The 15326-nt window shown below is 68.4% G+C and carries 19 protein-coding genes; 2 read left to right on the top strand and 17 right to left on the bottom strand.

Features of this window, described 5'->3' with window-relative positions:
* Window positions 1-2: 2 nt before the first annotated feature.
* The 12 genes from rpsC to IU452_RS03715 all read right to left on the bottom strand — a co-directional run bounded on the left by rpsC (window position 3) and on the right by IU452_RS03715 (window position 8478).
* On the bottom strand, window positions 3-803 hold the full coding sequence (gene rpsC, locus IU452_RS03660) for a 30S ribosomal protein S3 (protein ID WP_195107394.1): 801 nt from the start codon (window positions 801-803) through the stop codon (window positions 3-5).
* Window positions 804-1205, bottom strand: coding sequence for a 50S ribosomal protein L22 (gene rplV / locus IU452_RS03665; protein ID WP_195107395.1), 402 nt, complete (start codon window positions 1203-1205; stop codon window positions 804-806). It abuts the gene before it with no gap.
* The gene (gene rpsS / locus IU452_RS03670; RefSeq protein WP_024800475.1) at window positions 1202-1483 is read right to left on the bottom strand and encodes a 30S ribosomal protein S19; all 282 of its coding nucleotides are present in this window, start codon (window positions 1481-1483) and stop codon (window positions 1202-1204) included. The genes rplV and rpsS overlap by 4 nt, the downstream gene beginning before the upstream one ends.
* 15 nt (window positions 1484-1498) lie before the next feature.
* A complete protein-coding gene (gene rplB, locus IU452_RS03675; protein WP_195107396.1) occupies window positions 1499-2329 on the bottom strand; it encodes a 50S ribosomal protein L2 in 831 nt (276 codons plus the stop codon).
* Between the two features lie 33 nt (window positions 2330-2362).
* Window positions 2363-2668, bottom strand: coding sequence for a 50S ribosomal protein L23 (gene rplW / locus IU452_RS03680; protein ID WP_195107397.1), 306 nt, complete (start codon window positions 2666-2668; stop codon window positions 2363-2365).
* Entirely contained in the window at window positions 2665-3336 is a 672-nt protein-coding gene (gene rplD / locus IU452_RS03685) for a 50S ribosomal protein L4 (protein ID WP_195107398.1), read from the bottom strand. The genes rplW and rplD overlap by 4 nt, the downstream gene beginning before the upstream one ends.
* A complete protein-coding gene (gene rplC / locus IU452_RS03690; protein WP_195107399.1) occupies window positions 3333-3998 on the bottom strand; it encodes a 50S ribosomal protein L3 in 666 nt (221 codons plus the stop codon). Before rplC ends, rplD begins: the two co-directional genes overlap by 4 nt.
* Before the next feature lie 14 nt (window positions 3999-4012).
* The gene (gene rpsJ, locus IU452_RS03695; RefSeq protein WP_003938093.1) at window positions 4013-4318 is read right to left on the bottom strand and encodes a 30S ribosomal protein S10; all 306 of its coding nucleotides are present in this window, start codon (window positions 4316-4318) and stop codon (window positions 4013-4015) included.
* Between the two features lie 417 nt (window positions 4319-4735).
* Window positions 4736-5275: a hypothetical protein gene (locus IU452_RS03700; RefSeq protein ID WP_195107513.1), complete on the bottom strand. Its 540-nt coding sequence runs from the start codon at window positions 5273-5275 to the stop codon at window positions 4736-4738.
* A complete protein-coding gene (locus IU452_RS03705) occupies window positions 5275-6432 on the bottom strand; it encodes a hypothetical protein (protein ID WP_195107400.1) in 1158 nt (385 codons plus the stop codon). The genes IU452_RS03700 and IU452_RS03705 overlap by 1 nt, the downstream gene beginning before the upstream one ends.
* A 34-nt stretch (window positions 6433-6466) precedes the next feature.
* Entirely contained in the window at window positions 6467-6916 is a 450-nt protein-coding gene (locus IU452_RS03710) for a FixH family protein (protein WP_195107401.1), read from the bottom strand.
* Window positions 6913-8478: a hypothetical protein gene (locus tag IU452_RS03715; RefSeq protein WP_324192420.1), complete on the bottom strand. Its 1566-nt coding sequence runs from the start codon at window positions 8476-8478 to the stop codon at window positions 6913-6915. The genes IU452_RS03710 and IU452_RS03715 overlap by 4 nt, the downstream gene beginning before the upstream one ends.
* A 156-nt stretch (window positions 8479-8634) precedes the next feature.
* On the opposite strand from IU452_RS03715, the gene IU452_RS03720 reads away from it, so the two are divergent.
* A complete protein-coding gene (locus IU452_RS03720; protein ID WP_195107402.1) occupies window positions 8635-9111 on the top strand; it encodes a hotdog fold domain-containing protein in 477 nt (158 codons plus the stop codon).
* Between the two features lie 9 nt (window positions 9112-9120).
* On the opposite strand, the gene IU452_RS03725 is transcribed toward IU452_RS03720, so the two are convergent.
* Together IU452_RS03725 and IU452_RS03730 are read right to left on the bottom strand one after the other, a co-directional pair.
* A complete protein-coding gene (locus IU452_RS03725) occupies window positions 9121-10044 on the bottom strand; it encodes an esterase/lipase family protein (protein ID WP_195107403.1) in 924 nt (307 codons plus the stop codon).
* On the bottom strand, window positions 10041-11072 hold the full coding sequence (locus tag IU452_RS03730; RefSeq protein ID WP_195107404.1) for an alpha/beta hydrolase: 1032 nt from the start codon (window positions 11070-11072) through the stop codon (window positions 10041-10043). Before IU452_RS03730 ends, IU452_RS03725 begins: the two co-directional genes overlap by 4 nt.
* Window positions 11073-11399: 327 nt before the next feature.
* Here IU452_RS03730 and IU452_RS03735 point away from each other — a divergent pair, with 327 nt between their 5' ends.
* Window positions 11400-12620 carry a lycopene cyclase family protein gene (locus tag IU452_RS03735; protein WP_195107405.1) on the top strand — a complete coding sequence of 407 codons (1221 nt, stop codon included), beginning with the start codon at window positions 11400-11402 and terminating at the stop codon, window positions 12618-12620.
* Here IU452_RS03735 and IU452_RS03740 read toward each other — a convergent pair.
* The 3 genes from IU452_RS03740 to IU452_RS03750 form a co-directional block, all read right to left on the bottom strand.
* Window positions 12567-13595, bottom strand: coding sequence for an SDR family oxidoreductase (locus IU452_RS03740; protein ID WP_195107406.1), 1029 nt, complete (start codon window positions 13593-13595; stop codon window positions 12567-12569). The two genes, IU452_RS03735 and IU452_RS03740, sit on opposite strands and share 54 nt — an antisense overlap.
* Window positions 13596-13668: 73 nt before the next feature.
* On the bottom strand, window positions 13669-14427 hold the full coding sequence (locus tag IU452_RS03745) for an SDR family oxidoreductase (protein WP_195107407.1): 759 nt from the start codon (window positions 14425-14427) through the stop codon (window positions 13669-13671).
* 63 nt (window positions 14428-14490) lie between these two features.
* Entirely contained in the window at window positions 14491-15291 is an 801-nt protein-coding gene (locus IU452_RS03750; protein WP_195107408.1) for an enoyl-CoA hydratase-related protein, read from the bottom strand.
* Window positions 15292-15326 lie beyond the last annotated feature (35 nt).

The raw sequence follows: 15326 nt of genomic DNA on the forward strand, positions 1-15326 counted from the left end.
GGTCAGCCCTCCTGGGTCTCTGCCGGAGCCTCCGCCACTGCGGTGGCGGCACGCCCGGCCTCAGTGCTGGTCGCGGTGGTACCGGACGAACCGGACCGCCGCGGACGGCTCGGCCGCTCACGACGCTCGCGACGCTCACCCGCCGGCGCGGAGGTCGCGGTGACCTCACGCTTGCCGCCGACGATGTCGCCCTTGTAGATCCAGACCTTCACGCCGATGCGGCCGAAGGTGGTCCGAGCCTCGTACAGGCCGTAATCAATGTCGGCGCGCAGCGTGTGCAGCGGCACCCGACCCTCGCGGTAGAACTCCGAGCGCGACATTTCGGCGCCGCCGAGGCGGCCCGAGCACTGCACTCGGATTCCCTTCACGTTCGGCGAACGCATGGCCGACTGAATGGCCTTGCGCATCGCCCGACGGAACGCGACACGGTTCGACAGCTGCTCGGCCACACCCTGGGCGACGAGCTGCGCATCCGATTCGGGGTTCTTGACCTCGAGGATGTTCAGCTGCACCTGCTTGCCGGTGAGCTTCTCCAGCTCGGCGCGGATGCGGTCGGCCTCCGCACCACGACGGCCGATCACGATGCCCGGACGCGCGGTGTGGATGTCCACCCGCACGCGGTCACGGGTGCGCTCGATCTCGACCTTCGAGATGCCGGCCCGCTCCATGCCGGTGGCCAGGAGCTTGCGGATCGCGACGTCTTCCTTGACGTATTCCTTGTACTGCTTGTCCGCGTACCAACGGGACTTCCAGTCGGTGGTGATACCGAGGCGGAAGCCATGGGGGTTGATCTTCTGTCCCATTTACTTAGCCCCTCCCTTCCGGCGGCTACGAGTGGCAGCGCCGGCAGTGGGCACGCTCTCGACCTCGATCGTGATGTGGCTGGTGCGCTTACGGATTCGGAACGCCCGGCCCTGGGCACGCGGCTGGAACCGCTTCAGGGTGGCGCCCTCGTCGACGTAGGCCGTCGAGATCACCAGGGTGTCCGGGTTCAGGCCGAGGTTGTTCTCGGCGTTCGCCGCGGCGGAGGCCACGACCTTGGCGACCGGCTCGCTCGCGGCCTGCGGCGCGAACTTCAGGATGTTCAGCGCGTCCTCGACTCGCTTGCCGCGGACCATGTCCACGACCCGGCGAGCTTTCATCGGAGTCACGCGAACGAACTTGGCGGTCGCGCGCGCAGTCGGGTTCTGCGTTTCAGTGCTCATCGCCGCTTGCTCTTCCGATCTTCCTTGACGTGGCTCTTGAACGTCCTGGTCGGCGCGAACTCACCGAGCTTGTGCCCGACCATGTTCTCCGACACGAACACCGGCACGTGCTTGCGGCCGTCGTGCACCGCGAAGGTGTGACCGATGAAATCGGGAATGATGGTCGAACGACGCGACCAGGTCTTGATGACCTGCTTGGTGTTCTTCTCGTTCTGGACGTCCACCTTCTTGAGGAGGTGTTCGTCGACGAACGGGCCCTTCTTCAGGCTGCGTGGCATGTCTTAACCTCCTCCTTAACGCTTCTTGCCGCGACGGCGGACGATGAGCTTGTCGCTCGGACGGTTGGGCTTGCGGGTGCGGCCCTCGGGCTGGCCCCACGGCGAGACCGGGTGGCGACCACCCGAGGTCTTGCCCTCACCACCACCGTGCGGGTGGTCGACGGGGTTCATGACCACACCACGGACGGTGGGGCGGCGGCCCTTCCAGCGCATACGACCGGCCTTGCCCCAGTTGATGTTCGACTGCTCGGCGTTGCCGACCTCGCCGACGGTGGCGCGGCAGCGCACGTCGACGCGGCGGATTTCGCCCGACGGCATACGCAGGACGGCGTAGGCGCCTTCCTTACCCAGCAGCTGAATGCTCATGCCGGCGGCACGGGCCATCTTGGCGCCGCCGCCCGGACGCAGCTCCACCGCATGGATGGTGGTACCGGTCGGGATCGAGCGCAGCGGCAGGTTGTTGCCCGGCTTGATGTCGGCCGCGGGGCCGGATTCGATCCGGGTGCCCTGGGTCACGCCCTTGGGCGCGATGATGTAGCGCTTCTCGCCGTCGGCGTAGTGCAGCAGCGCGATGTTCGCGGTCCGGTTCGGGTCGTACTCGATGTGCGCGACCTTGGCCGGGATGCCGTCCTTGTCCAGGCGACGGAAGTCGATGATGCGGTAGGCACGCTTGTGACCGCCACCGCGGTGACGAGTCGTGATCCGGCCGTGCGCGTTACGACCGCCGGACTTGCTCAGCGGGCGCAGCAGCGACTTCTCGGGAGTCGACCGGGTGATCTCGGCGAAGTCCGAGACGCTGGCGCCACGACGGCCCGGCGTAGTCGGCTTGTACTTACGGATTGCCATGAGTTCTTCTCTGCTTTCTGGAATCCCCGCCGCTTACGCGACCGGGCCTCCGAAGATCTCGATGGGCTTGCTGTCGGCCGAGAGGGTCACGAGCGCGCGCTTGGTGTTCTTGCGCTTGCCGTAACCGAAGCGGGTCCGCTTGCGCTTGCCCTGACGGTTGGCGGTGTTGACGCTGGTCACCTTCACGCCGAAGACCTTCTCCACGGCGATCTTGATTTGCGTCTTGTTCGCGTCCGGGTGCACCAGGAAGGTGTAGGTGCCCTCTTCGATCAGCCCGTAGGACTTCTCGGAGATGACCGGCGCCAGCAGAATGTCGCGCGGGTCGGCGATGGTGGTCACTTGCTCTCCTCCTGTGCAGCCTCAGCAGGCCCGTGCACGAAGGCGTTCAGGGCCTCCACGCTGAACACGACGTCGTCGCTGTTCAGCACGTCGTACGTGTTGAGCTGGTCCGGCGCGATCGGGTGCACGTTCTGCAGGTTCGCCACGCTCTTCCAGGCGGCGATGTCCTCGCGGCCCACCACGACCAGCAGCTTCTTGCGGTCGGTCAGCTCGGCCAGGAAGCTCTTCGCGGCCTTGGTCGAGGGGGTCTGTCCCGCAACCAGTTCGGTGATCACGTGGATGCGCTCGCTGCGCGCGCGGTCCGACAGGGCGCCACGCAGGGCGGCGGCCTTCATCTTCTTCGGCAGCCGCTGCGAGTAGTCGCGCGGCTTCGGGCCGTGCACGGTGCCACCACCGGCGAACTGCGGCGCGCGGGTCGAGCCCTGGCGGGCGCGGCCGGTGCCCTTCTGGCGGTACGGCTTCTTGCCGCCGCCGGAGACCTCACCGCGGGTCTTGGTGGAGTGCGTGCCCTGGCGAGCCGCGGCCTGCTGGGCCACAACGACCTGGTGCATCAGCGCGATATTGGCGGTCGCGTCGAAGATCTCCGCGGGGAGTTCGACGGTGCCGTTGGTCTTGCCGCCCGGCTCTTTCACCGGCAGCGTCAGGTTGGTCTTGGTCTCGGTGCTCATGCCCGGGCACCACCCTTCACAGCGCTCTTGACGATCACGACGCCGCCCTTGCGACCCGGGATCGCGCCCTTGATCAGCAGCAGACCGTTCTCGGCGTCCACCTTGTGGACCGAGAGGTTCTGCGTGGTGACGCGGTCGTTACCCATCCGACCCGCCATGCGCATGCCCTTGAAGACACGGCCGGGGGTGGAGCAACCGCCGATCGAACCCGGCCGGCGGTGCACGGCCTGCGCACCGTGCGCGGCGCCCTGGCCACGGAAGCCGTGGCGCTTCATGACACCGGCGTAACCCTTGCCCTTGCTGGTGCCGGTCACGTCGACGAAGGCGCCCTCTTCGAACACGTCGGCGCTGATCTCCTGGCCGACCTCGAACTGCGAGGCGTCGGCGACGCGGATCTCGGCGACGTGGCGACGCGGGGTGACGCCCGCCTTGGCGAACTGCCCGGCGACGGGCTTGATCACCTTGCGCGGGTCGATGGCGCCGAAGGCGACCTGGACGGCGGAGTAGCCGTCCTTCTCGACGGTGCGGATCTGGGTCACGACGTTCGGTCCGGCCTTGACGACGGTCACGGGAACGACGCGGTTCTTCTCGTCGAACACCTGGGTCATGCCGAGCTTGGTGCCCAGGATGCCGGCAGCCGGCCTGCTCTTGTTGTCAGTCATATCTGGAGTCCCCGTCACTGAATGTTGACGTCGACACTGGCCGGCAGGTCGATGCGCATGAGCGCGTCGACCGTCTTCGGCGTCGGGTCGAGAATGTCGATCAGCCGCTTGTGCGTGCGCATCTCGAAGTGTTCGCGCGAGTCCTTGTACTTGTGCGGCGAACGGATGACGCAGTACACGTTCTTCTCGGTCGGCAACGGCACCGGCCCGACGACGCGGGCACCGGTGCGGGTCACCGTCTCGACGATCTTGCGCGCAGACGCGTCGATCGCCTCATGGTCGTAGGCCTTGAGCCTGATGCGGATCTTCTGTCCCGCCACGCTGAGTGTCCTTTTCTCCGCTTTCGTCGTGTTCCGGAGGTTGCCCTCCGAACCACCCTCATTTGCATGCCCGAACTCACGAAGACGCATCAGCGCTCAACACGACCGAGCTCTATCGACCCGATCCATCGCCGCTGTTCATCTGTCATGGTTCTTCCGGTCCACGCGGTCGGGCGTGTCGCTCATCCGCTCATTCTTCTGCCCCGGAATTTCTTCCCTTGGGCCTGAAGAACGCTGTCCCGGACGTACCCACGCCGGACTCGACGGGATACTCGGTGGGTACTGCTCGCACCGATCAGGTCGAATGCCCTACGGACATACGCCACCCGGTGCAGGCAACCCGAACAGTATGCCCGACGGGTTCGCGCGACTTCAAATCGGGGGGTCTGTGACGCTCGCCAAGCCCCCCGGTGCTGGTTAAACGCGCAGGGGCTGGCGGCCTGGGTGCGTCCGACGCCAGACTACCGCGACGAAGATCAGCAGGCCGAGCAGCGGCAGGCTGCCGATCGTCCAACTCAGGGCCAGGGGTGGGCCGGGTTGGTCGAGGACTCGGACGTTGTCGAGGACTCCTTCGCCGTGGCCTTCGGGGCCGTCGATGGCGAAGGCGAAGCTGTAGGTGCCCGGGTCGTCGTAGGCCTTCACATCCAGTCCCCACGAGTCGCGCTGGCGCGGGTGGCGGACCAGCGGGCTGGTGTGCTCACCACGGCGGATGGCCGGGCCCTTCACGGTCAGCTTCCCGGATTTCCCGACGATGCCGCCGTCGGGCACGAAGGTGAAGTCCAGCGAGCGCATGGCCCGGATCGGCCAGGTCGAGAAGCCGACGGTCACCGTGTAGGGACCCGCCTGCACGCGTTCGGTGTGGACGATGTTCACGGGGGCATAAGCGGCGGCCGGGCCCGCGGTGAGCAACGACAGGATGCTCAGGGCCAGGATCGCCGGGACGGCTCGACGCAGCATCACCGAATCTCCTCGGCCGGGGCGAGGGTGAGCAGCATGGCGGCGAAGCGGCCGCCGAGGAAACCGGCGAGCAGCCCGAGCGGGATGCCGAGCACGGCCGTCAGCACGACCTCGGACGTCGCGAAGTGCGCCAGTGGGGCGGTGAGGATGAACTGCAGGGGCATACTCACGGCCACGATCACACCGATGACCGTGCCGAGCAGCGGCAGGATCTTCCTGGCGTCGCCCTGCCGCGCGCGCACCAGCCAGAACGCTGCCTCCACCACCAGGGCCGCCACTCCCAGGAACATCGGTATCCCGCTGGGGAAGCTCGGCGGCCACGGCTCCAGTCCGTCGCGCAGGGGCAGGCCGATCGCCGAGGCGTAGGCCTGCGCCGCCCACGGCGAGAACCACCACAGCGCGGCCTGCTGCGCTCCGGTCGCCGCGGCGACGATCAGCGCCGCGCCCGGGCGGCCCAGCACGATCGCCCCGATGAGCAACAGCATCGCGGTACACAGCACGGTTCCGCCGAGCACCGGATCGACCGGCAGCTCCAGCCTGGACAGGGCCACGAATGGGTTCGGCAGATGCGGGACCAGCACCGCGAGCGCGGCCACGAAACCGATCCGCCCCCACAATTCGTCGCGGTGCGCGGCGAAAACGATGACGCCTCCGATCATCGTGGTGGTCATCGCCAGGCCCAACGCGACGTGCGCGGGCGTGTCCAGCACCGCGTCGAAGCCGTAGATCGAATGCCACTGCAGGTCCATCAGGCCATAGAGCAGGAAGGATGCCGCACCAGCGCCGGAGACCAGATAGCCCAGCGGCACGGTCAGCGCGCCGCCGAACACTCGCACGGGTGTGCCACCGGCGCGCGGGACGGGGCGTCCGGCGCGCTGTGCCGCGGTCGCCATGATCACCATGGCCAGGCTGGCGAAGCCGGATACCGCACTGCCGGAATACAGGAACAGATGCGGCACCGTGAAGAAGGTGTCGGGACCGACATCGACGTGCCACTGGATGTCCCAGCTCACTCCGATCGTGGTGATGACGGTGCCGAGCAGCACGACCCAGGCGCCGACGCGGGCGGCCGGGCCCGTGGTGTCGGCCACGGTGATCGGGGCGGCGGTGGTGCTCGCACGGCCCGCGGTCGCGCCGAACGGGACGGAGGTACTCATGGGCGGGTCCTTCCAGTGTTCGCGCTCATCGGTATCAACCGGATATCCAGAGGGGCAGGGTGATTCGGTCCTCGCCGTCGGTGGTGTGCAGCGACAGCCGCAGTTCCCAGGGGCCGGTCGTCATGAACGGCACTGCCGCGGCGCGGAAGTGGCCGGGACCGGTGGGCGTTGCCATGACGAGCGGGGCGGCGTGGCCCATGCGCGGTTCGATCGCCTCGAGGTGCACCATGGCGTCGACCGGGTTGCCGGATCGGTCGCTGACCTCGATATCCACATCGCTGTCGCCTAGACGGGGATGGGCGATGGCGAGCGTGACGAGATGGCGGGGTGTGCCCGAACGCAGCACGAGCGGACCGGGCGGACTGGGCCAGAGCAGCCAGACCAGGAGGGCGACGATTGCGACAGTGATCAGCACAGCGAGGGCGAGCGACCGGAAACGCCTTCTGCTGCCCACGGATTCGGGGGCGGGTGCCGTGGTGGTCATCGCGGCGCTCCATGGATTCCGTGGTGGCCCCCGGATTCGGGCTGCGGTATCGGCGGGGTGGACGCGGGTGCGACATCGAGAACGATCGGAACGGTCAGCACCGTGTAGTTCCGTTCGGCCTGAATCCAGAGCCGATACCGCCCGGGCTTCGGGAAGGTGTAGGTGAACGGGACCTCGGGGCCGTAGGCGGCCACGGTTTCGTCGGGCGCGCTCTCACCGTTGACAGGCTGCATGAGCATGGCTCCGCCGCCCATCGAATGCGCATGACCCCACACGGTCGAATCCTGCACTGCCGCACCAATATCGGTATCGGCGGTGATCGGGCCGGCGACGATCATATGTCCGACCATGCCGAGCCAGGGTTGTAGGTCGGCGGCATCGCCGAACCTCGCGGTGAGCGTGACGGGTGTACCTGCACGGGCAGGGGTGTTCGTGACGGTGACCGGTGTGGACTCGACGACGATCGACGCGGTGGTGTCCGCGCCCAGCCGGAGCGGGTTCACCTGTGCGACAGCAGGTCCCGGGTCAACCGTGAATCCGGTTGCGGCACGGACCATCTGGACACCGCCGCCGCGACGGGCCAATTCTGCGGACACCGCATAGTGGCCGGGCGTCGATGGCGTCAGATGGGCCTCGTAGCGGCCGGGTGCGGTTCGGATGGGGTGCAGATGCCGCAGTTCGCCGGTCGGGCCGATCACCAGCAGATGCATCAGGGCACTGTCGTGAACCATCAGATCGTCGGCGAGAGCTCCGGTCGCGGCATCGGTGACGACGAGCCGGAGATCTCCGGCCTGCCCGACGGCCGAGGCGCCGTTCTCGACGGCGAGCATGACCGGCGGGCGCGAGAAGTCCGACAGCAGCGGCTGACCGAGCTCATAGGGATCGGTGGCGTTGTCCACGTCCGGATCGAGCTGGACGCCCGGCTGGGGCGGTAGCGGCAGCGAGACCGAGAGCAGCGCGGCGGCGACCGCCACCGCGACGCCGGCCACCACGCCCCCGGCCGGGACCAGCGCCCACGCGGTGCGCCGGGCGCGCAGGGCGACCACGGCCGAGACGGGAAGCAGGACACCGGCGGCCAGGAAGCCACCGTAGACGAGTCGTTCCGGCGGTGAGGTGGCCTGCTCGAAAACGACGAAGGGGATGCGGGCGACGCGGGCGCCGTCTCCGACGGTCAATTCCCAGGGACCGGGGCGGTTCACCGTGAGATCGGTGGCGTACATCCCCGGCGTGCTGCCGAGGTCGATATCCCCGCGAGAGGTGGGCACACCCGCTGGGGGCAGGTCCGACGATCTCGCCGTCGCCCCGGACGGTATCGCCGCGAGGGCGAGCCTGCCCGCCGGAGTTCCGGTATGGGTGACCACCTCGACGCGCAACGGACCGGGCACCGAGGTCACCCTGCGGAGCACGACGGTCAGCTCCCGATCACCGATCGTCTGGGCGACGGAGACATCGGAGCCGGACGACGGGGAATCGGCCGCGGCGACCGGCAGCCCCGCCACAGCGAACATCAGGACGGCGACGAGCGAAATGCTCGACCGAAGGACACGCCCTGCAGGAGTCACAGGGCAGATCGTAGGAACCTTCCGGAGATGAAAGCGTCACTCCTGTAGTTGATTTGCCCTCCCCCGTTCGGGTGATTTCCTGCGGGTCGTCCGGAACGGCGCCCGGTCGTCTCCGGGCGGTACCCACCCGAACTTACTCCACAGTAAGATGCGGGCATGACGAAAGAGACCACCACCCTCCGCGGCTGGCGCAAGCTGCCCGACAACCGGCTGGGGCACGCCCTGTTCTCGCTGGGCATGGTCGCCCGGGTGCCCTATTTCGGCACCGTGCTGCCGACCGTCGTGCGGCTGGAGCCGGGATTGTGCGAGGTGACCGCGCCGAAGTGGTTCGGCATCCACAACCACCTGCGCACCTTCCACGCCATCGCCGCCTGCAATCTGGCCGAGATCGCGATGGGCATGCTCAGCGAGGCGACGGTCCCCACCACCCACCGCTGGATCCCCAAGGCCATGAACGCCCAGTACCTCACCAAGGCCGAATCCGGCCTGCGCGCCATCGCCGAACTCCCGGAGGTGCCCGACTTCGACCAGATCACCGAGGGCCGCGACCTGGTCATCCCGGTTTCGATCTACGACAAGAAGGGCGTCGAGGTCGTCCACGCCGACATCACCATCTGGGTCACCCCGAAGTAAGCCGCCGGATCAGCAGGGCGGGGGTGGGGTGTCGGCGAGGGCGGCGGTGACGAGGGTGATCGCGCGGGGGTCCTCGAGGAGGCGGCTGTGATCGACCTTGCGGGCGGGGCAGCCGTCTTGAACCCAGGCATTGCGGTTGGTGTCGGTGGGGTTGGCCAGTAGGGCGGTGTCGGTGGGGGTGATCACCTCGTCGTCCTTGCTGGCGATGGCGGTGTATCGGATTCCGGGCTGCGTTTCGCCACCCGTGTTCAGCGCGGCGAGGACGGAGGAGCCGATGACCTGCTGGACACCCGCTCTGCCGAAGACCTGAGCCGCGATGTCCGGGCCATCCATCCCCAGCGATGCCAGGTCGGGATACTTCGTGGGCAGTCCGGCGAAATCCGAACCGCGATACGGCGTTCCGAGGGTGACGACCGTCGTGGCCTCGCCCGGATGGGTCTTCAGATACTGCCGGATGACCGTGCCGCCGGTCGAATGACCCACCAGGGCAACGCGGGGCGCCCCCGTCGCCGCTCGCACACTGGCGACGAAGGCGGTCAGTTCGGCCGCCGAGGTGGCGATATCGGCCACGCCGTAGAGGGTTCGGCCCGACAGCGCCGCACCGACCGGGCCCAGTCCCGGCCAGCCCGGATTATCGGTTCCGCTCACCCCGGCCGCCAGGATCGGCGCCCGGCCCAGATTGGCCGCGAAGACGCAATAGCCCTCGCCGCGCAGCGTGGGTGCGAGCACCGTGAAGCTGCGGACCGCGTCGGTCGCCGAGCCGTGCACCAGTACAACGGGATTCGGCTTATCCGGCGTGGGACGGCAGGCGAAGTCGTTGGCACCGGCCAGGGTCGGCACCACCACCGGCTGCGCGGTGGCGGAGGGAGTCCCGGCGAGGGCCGTCGCGAGCAGTGCGGCGAAGACGGCGATCCGGGCGCGAGTACGTCTCATCGCTCCACCCCCAAGCCCGCGGCGAGCACCGGCCACGAGTCCTTCAGGTCGTCCTGCCAGTAGCCCCAGGAGTGGGTGCCGGTCGGGCGGAAGTTGTACTCGGCGGGGATGCCGAGGCTGTCGAGGCGCTTCTGCATGTTGCGGGCGCAGTAGTTCGTGCCCGCCTCGATGATCCCGCCGATCACGATCTGGTTGGCGAACAACCACGGCCCCTGCAGCGAGTGCTTACCGCCGTACACGTCGTATTGGCCGGGCAGGCCGTTGCCGGTGGAGATGTAGATCGCCTTGCCGCGCAGGCCCTCCGCGTGGACGTACGGATCGTTACGCACCCAGTTGGGGTCGCCGGGCGGACCCCACATGTTCTCCACATCGGCCAGGCCCCACTCCTCGACGGTGAGCCGGATGAATTCGTGACCGATCGGGTCGCTGGTCTGCGCGCAGCCGCTGTAGGCGGCCACTGCCTGGTACATATCGGGCATGGTGGCGGCCAGGCCCAGAGTGGTGGTGCCCGACATGGAATAGCCCGCAAGGCCGTTGCGGCCGTTGGCATTCAGGTGCTTGTTCAGCAGCGGCGGCAGTTCCTGGGTCAGGAAGGTGCGCCATTTGTTGCGGCCCAGTCGCGGGTCGTCACGCTCCCAGTCGGCGTAATAGCTGAACATGCCGCCGATCGGCGTCACCACGTTCACGTTCTTATCGGAGAGAAATTGCCACGCATCGGTTTTGGTGGCCCAGGTGGCACCGTCGATACCACCGCCCGCACCGAGCAGCAGATACAGTACCGGCCGCGGCACGCTCTGATCGGCGGCCCGCTGCACCTCCACCGGAATCTCGGCCCCCATCGCCGCCGAACGCACGGTCAGCGTCTCGTGCCGCGGATCGTCGACCTCGACCCCCACGATCGCCGACTCCCCCGGGTCGGCATGCCCGATCCCCGGCCCCGTCACCATGGCGCCGACCGCGATCACCGCCGCCCCGATCCCCGCCCACGCGGCCCGCAGCCGCCGACGCCCGTTACGAGCCTCGTTCATATTCACTCTCTCCAGGGCGTGCCCACACTCGTCCCGGGCACCGGCCTCCGGCACCCGCCGACACAGGTTATGAACGCGCCCAAGGCGTTTCACGACAGAATTTGCTGGGACAAGACTTTTCGGGGCGTAACAGCACGCGATACAAAACCGATGAAATTGCTCTGTTACCCACACCCCGCCCGAATCCCGGCGGACCAGCGCAAATGCCATGAACGAGAACCGCACGACCCGGACCGGACGCGGCATCGCGGGCATATTGTGGGGAATCCCATAGCCGCCCTTCTCACCCGCGGCTACGAGTCAGGTCCGCGAGGGACTCCTGATTGAATGAGAGCCATGAGTGCTCAGCGTGCCCGGGAGGCGGATCTGTGCGTGGTGGGGCTCGGGCCGACGGGACGGGCGCTGGCGCATCGGGCGATGCGGGCCGGTTTCCGGGTAGTGGCCATCGACCCGCGGCCGCAACGGCTGTGGGTGCCGACGTACTCCTGCTGGATCGACGAGTTGCCGGGGTGGCTGCCGGACAGCGTGATCGCCTCGCGGATTGCGGCGCCGACGGTGTGGACGAAATCGCCCCATCGCATCCAGCGGCCCTACTGCGTGCTGTCCAAGCAAGGGCTATGGGATGCGCTGCCGCTCGATGACGCCACCGTATCGGCCGCCCGTGCCACCGAGGTCGGTGCCCATCGCGTGGAGCTGAACGACGGCACGGCCGTCACCGCGGCGACCGTTGTCGACACCCGCGGGCTGGCCTCCCCCGGTTCCCGCCGCACCGCCAGCGCGCACGGCATCTTCGTCGACGCCGACCGCGCCGCGCCCATGGTCACCGAGGGGGAAGGCCTGCTTCTGGATTGGCGCGACGAGAACGGGGCCGGTCCCGATGAGCCCCCGTCGTTCCTGTACTCGGTGCCGCTCGGCGACGGCACGGTGATCTTCGAGGAGACCAGCCTGGGCCTGCGCGGCGGTATGCCGCAGCACGAACTGCGCCGCAGGACCCTGAATCGGCTTGCCGCGCACGGTATCCGGCTGCGCGGCGACGAACCCACCGAGGCCGCCCACTACCCGTTGGACCAGCCACCGCCGCGCGCCGGAGCGGCGGCGGTGCCGTTCGGATCCCGCGGCGGCATGATGCATCCGTGCACCGGCTACAGCGTGGCCGATTCACTGGCATTGGTGGACACCGCCGTCGACGCCCTGCGCGCGGGCCGAGACCCGGTGCAGGCACTGTGGCCGTGGCGGGCCCGGCTGGTGTATTGGATGCGCATGCGCGGCCTGTACGGGCTGGGCAGGCTGACCACCGCACAGGCGATCGCCATGTTCGAGGCGTTCTTCACCGCCCCGCCGCGCCAGCAGCGGGCGCTGCTGTCCGCGCACGACGACTACGCGGCCCTCGGCGCGGTGCTGTTCATGACCGTGGCGCGCACCTGGCCGTTCCACTGGCGTTTCGACCTGGTCGGCTGGCGCAACCGGAACCGTTGGGTCGATTGGGAATACGACTCACACCCAGTTCTCGATCCAGTACTTCCAGACGATGGGAGCGTAGGCCGCTAGCGGCGGCACCCGGATATCGGTGCCCGCCAGCGCGGCCGCGGTATTGCGGGAGTCGAACCAGCAGCCGAATTCACTGCGCTCGAGCACATCTCGCGGCACCCCGAGCCGCGGCAGCACCCAGCTCACCCCGGGCACGCGCATCAGCAGGTCGAGGGTCTGCTTGGGCATCACCTCCACCAGATGCGGGGCGCCCGCCTCGTCGGCGAACAGGTTGAGCACATCCGCCGCGCTCTGCCGGCGCGGGTCGACCAGGTGATAGGTGGCGCCCGGGGGCGCGGGCAGGTGCGCGATGTGGTCCAGGGCCCGGGCCACGAAATCGACGGGCACCATATTGGTTTCACCGAGTTTCGGCACCACCAGCGGCAGCAGTCGCGGCAGTTGGGCGGCCATGCGCAAGAGCCGGAAGAAGTAATACGGCCCGGTGATGCGGTCGATCTCGCCGGTGCGGGAATGGCCGATCACGATCGAGGGCCGGTAGATCCGCCAGGGCACCCGGTCCTGCTCCCGGACCACCCGCTCGGCCTCGAAGGCGGCGCGCTGATACGGCGTGAGCAGGACCTGACCGACGTCGAACATGTCCTCGGTGAACAGCCCCTCGGCCGACCCCGCCACCTCGACGGTGGAAATATGGTGCAGCGCACCCGCTTCCAGCCGCTCGGCGACGTCGAGGACGTTGCGCGTACCGGTTCCGGGCGCCCCGATGTCGTAGCCGGCGGCCAGGTGGAAGACATGGTCGATCGAACCGCGGTGCCCCGCAATCCAATCCGCATCGATGTCGAGGCGGGGTGCGTCCAGGTCCCCACGGACCGGACGCACCCGATCGCCGCCGACCCATTCGCGCGCACACCGATCGAAGCGATATGCGGAGTCGGCACCGGGTCGCACCAGCACATGGATATCGCCGCTACGCTTCAGCAACTCGGGCACGAGATAGCGCCCTATCCACCCAGTTGCGCCGGTAACCAGGTATGCCATAGCGCCAGCCTATCTCGCCCAACCACAGCAAGATCGGTGGGAGGGTGGCGCGTCGAGCTCAGAAACGAGACGGCTATCGGTCGGCCGGGTAGTGGCGGTCCAGCCATTCGTCGAAGGTCGGTCCGGCGAGGAGGGTATCCGGACCGGGCAACAGAGCACCCGCGGCCTGCAGTTCGCGGTTCGGATCGTCGGTGTCCACGACCTCGTCGACTCGTGCCGGATTGCCGCGTCGCGCAGCCAGTTTCGCCGCGGCCGCCGCCAGATTCAGCTCCTGCGGACCGGCGATCTCGACCCGATCGGGACCGGTGTCGGCGACCACCAGTTCGGCCAGCTGCTCGGCGACCGTGCGGGCGGCGACGAGCTGGGTGCGGGTCTTGGGTACGTAGGCGGTGTCACCGCGGGTGGTCCAGTCCAGCATCATCTCGGCGAACTCGTGGAACTGGGCCGCGCGCAGGATCCGCACCGGCACCGGGCCTTCGAGGTAGGTCCGCTCGTGCACCAGCTTCCCGGCGTAGTGCCCTGCGGAGAAGGCGTCGATGCCGATGATCGACACCAGCACGATCCGCCGCACGCCCGCCGCGGCCGCCTCGCGCTGCACGGTGCGTGCCACCGTGCCGAAGAAGTCGGTCACCGCGGCGGTTTCGGTGACCGGAGCATTGCTCGCGTCGACCACCGCCTGCACCCCGGCCAGCGCCTGCGCCAGACCCGCGCCGGTGTAGACGTCCACACCGGCCGACCGAGCGATCGGCACCACCTCGTGCCCCTGGTTCTTCAGCACATCGACCACTTCCCGGCCGATCCGCCCGCCGGCTCCGACAACCGCGATCCGCATCGCTCGCACTCCTTCGTTTCGTTCTTTCGGCAAGTCGACGAAACAGCGCGAGCGAGTGTGACATCAGGCGAACACGGCTTTGCGCTTCTGGAGCATGGCGGCGGCGCCCTCGAAGAAGTCGGGGGACTGCAAAAGTTCGATCTGTCCGGACTTTTCAGCGGCGAGGGCGGCGTCGAGGGAGCCGAGGGCGGCCTGGTTGAGGGCGCGCTTGGTGAGTTCGAGGGCGCGGCGCGGACCGTTGGCCAGCCTCTCGAGAGCCGCCTCGACGCGTGCGTCGAGTTCGGCGGCGGGCACGACGCCGGTCAGCATTCCGTACTTCCGCGCCTCGGTAACCGGTAGGCGCTCACCGAGCAGGGCCATCTCCGCGGCCACGGCACGGCCCGCGGAGGCCGCGACCATGGCGGCCGCACCGCCGTCGGGCATCAGGCCGATGTTGATGAAGGCCAGCAACAAGTAGGCATCGTCGGCGGCGTAGGTGAGGTCGGCGGCCAGAGCCATCGCCACCCCGACGCCCGCGGCCGCACCCCGGATCCGCGCGACGACCGGAACGGGCGCGTCGACGATGGCCTTCACCAGACGGTTGGCGCAGTCCATGGTCATCTCGGGGGTGATGCCGCGCTGCGCCTCGACGGCCGTCATGGACAGGTCTGCGCCGGTGCAGAAGTCGGAACCTTCGCCGCTGAGCACGATCGCGCGGACCGAGGTATCGTCTCCGGCCGCCAGGAAGGTGTCTCCGAGAGCGGCCATCGTGTCGTAGTCCACGGCGTTCTTGCGCTTCGGGTTGGTGATCGTGACGCGCAACACCCGCCCGTCCCGGACGGCGGTGAATCGGGTCGGAGGGGCTTGGTTGTCGAGCTCGCTCATGGCTACTCCCGGGGCGGGCCGCCGACGCTGGCGGC

Origin of the sequence: Nocardia transvalensis, from assembly GCF_015477765.1 — a bacterium.
Lineage (GTDB): Bacteria > Actinomycetota > Actinomycetes > Mycobacteriales > Mycobacteriaceae > Nocardia > Nocardia transvalensis_A.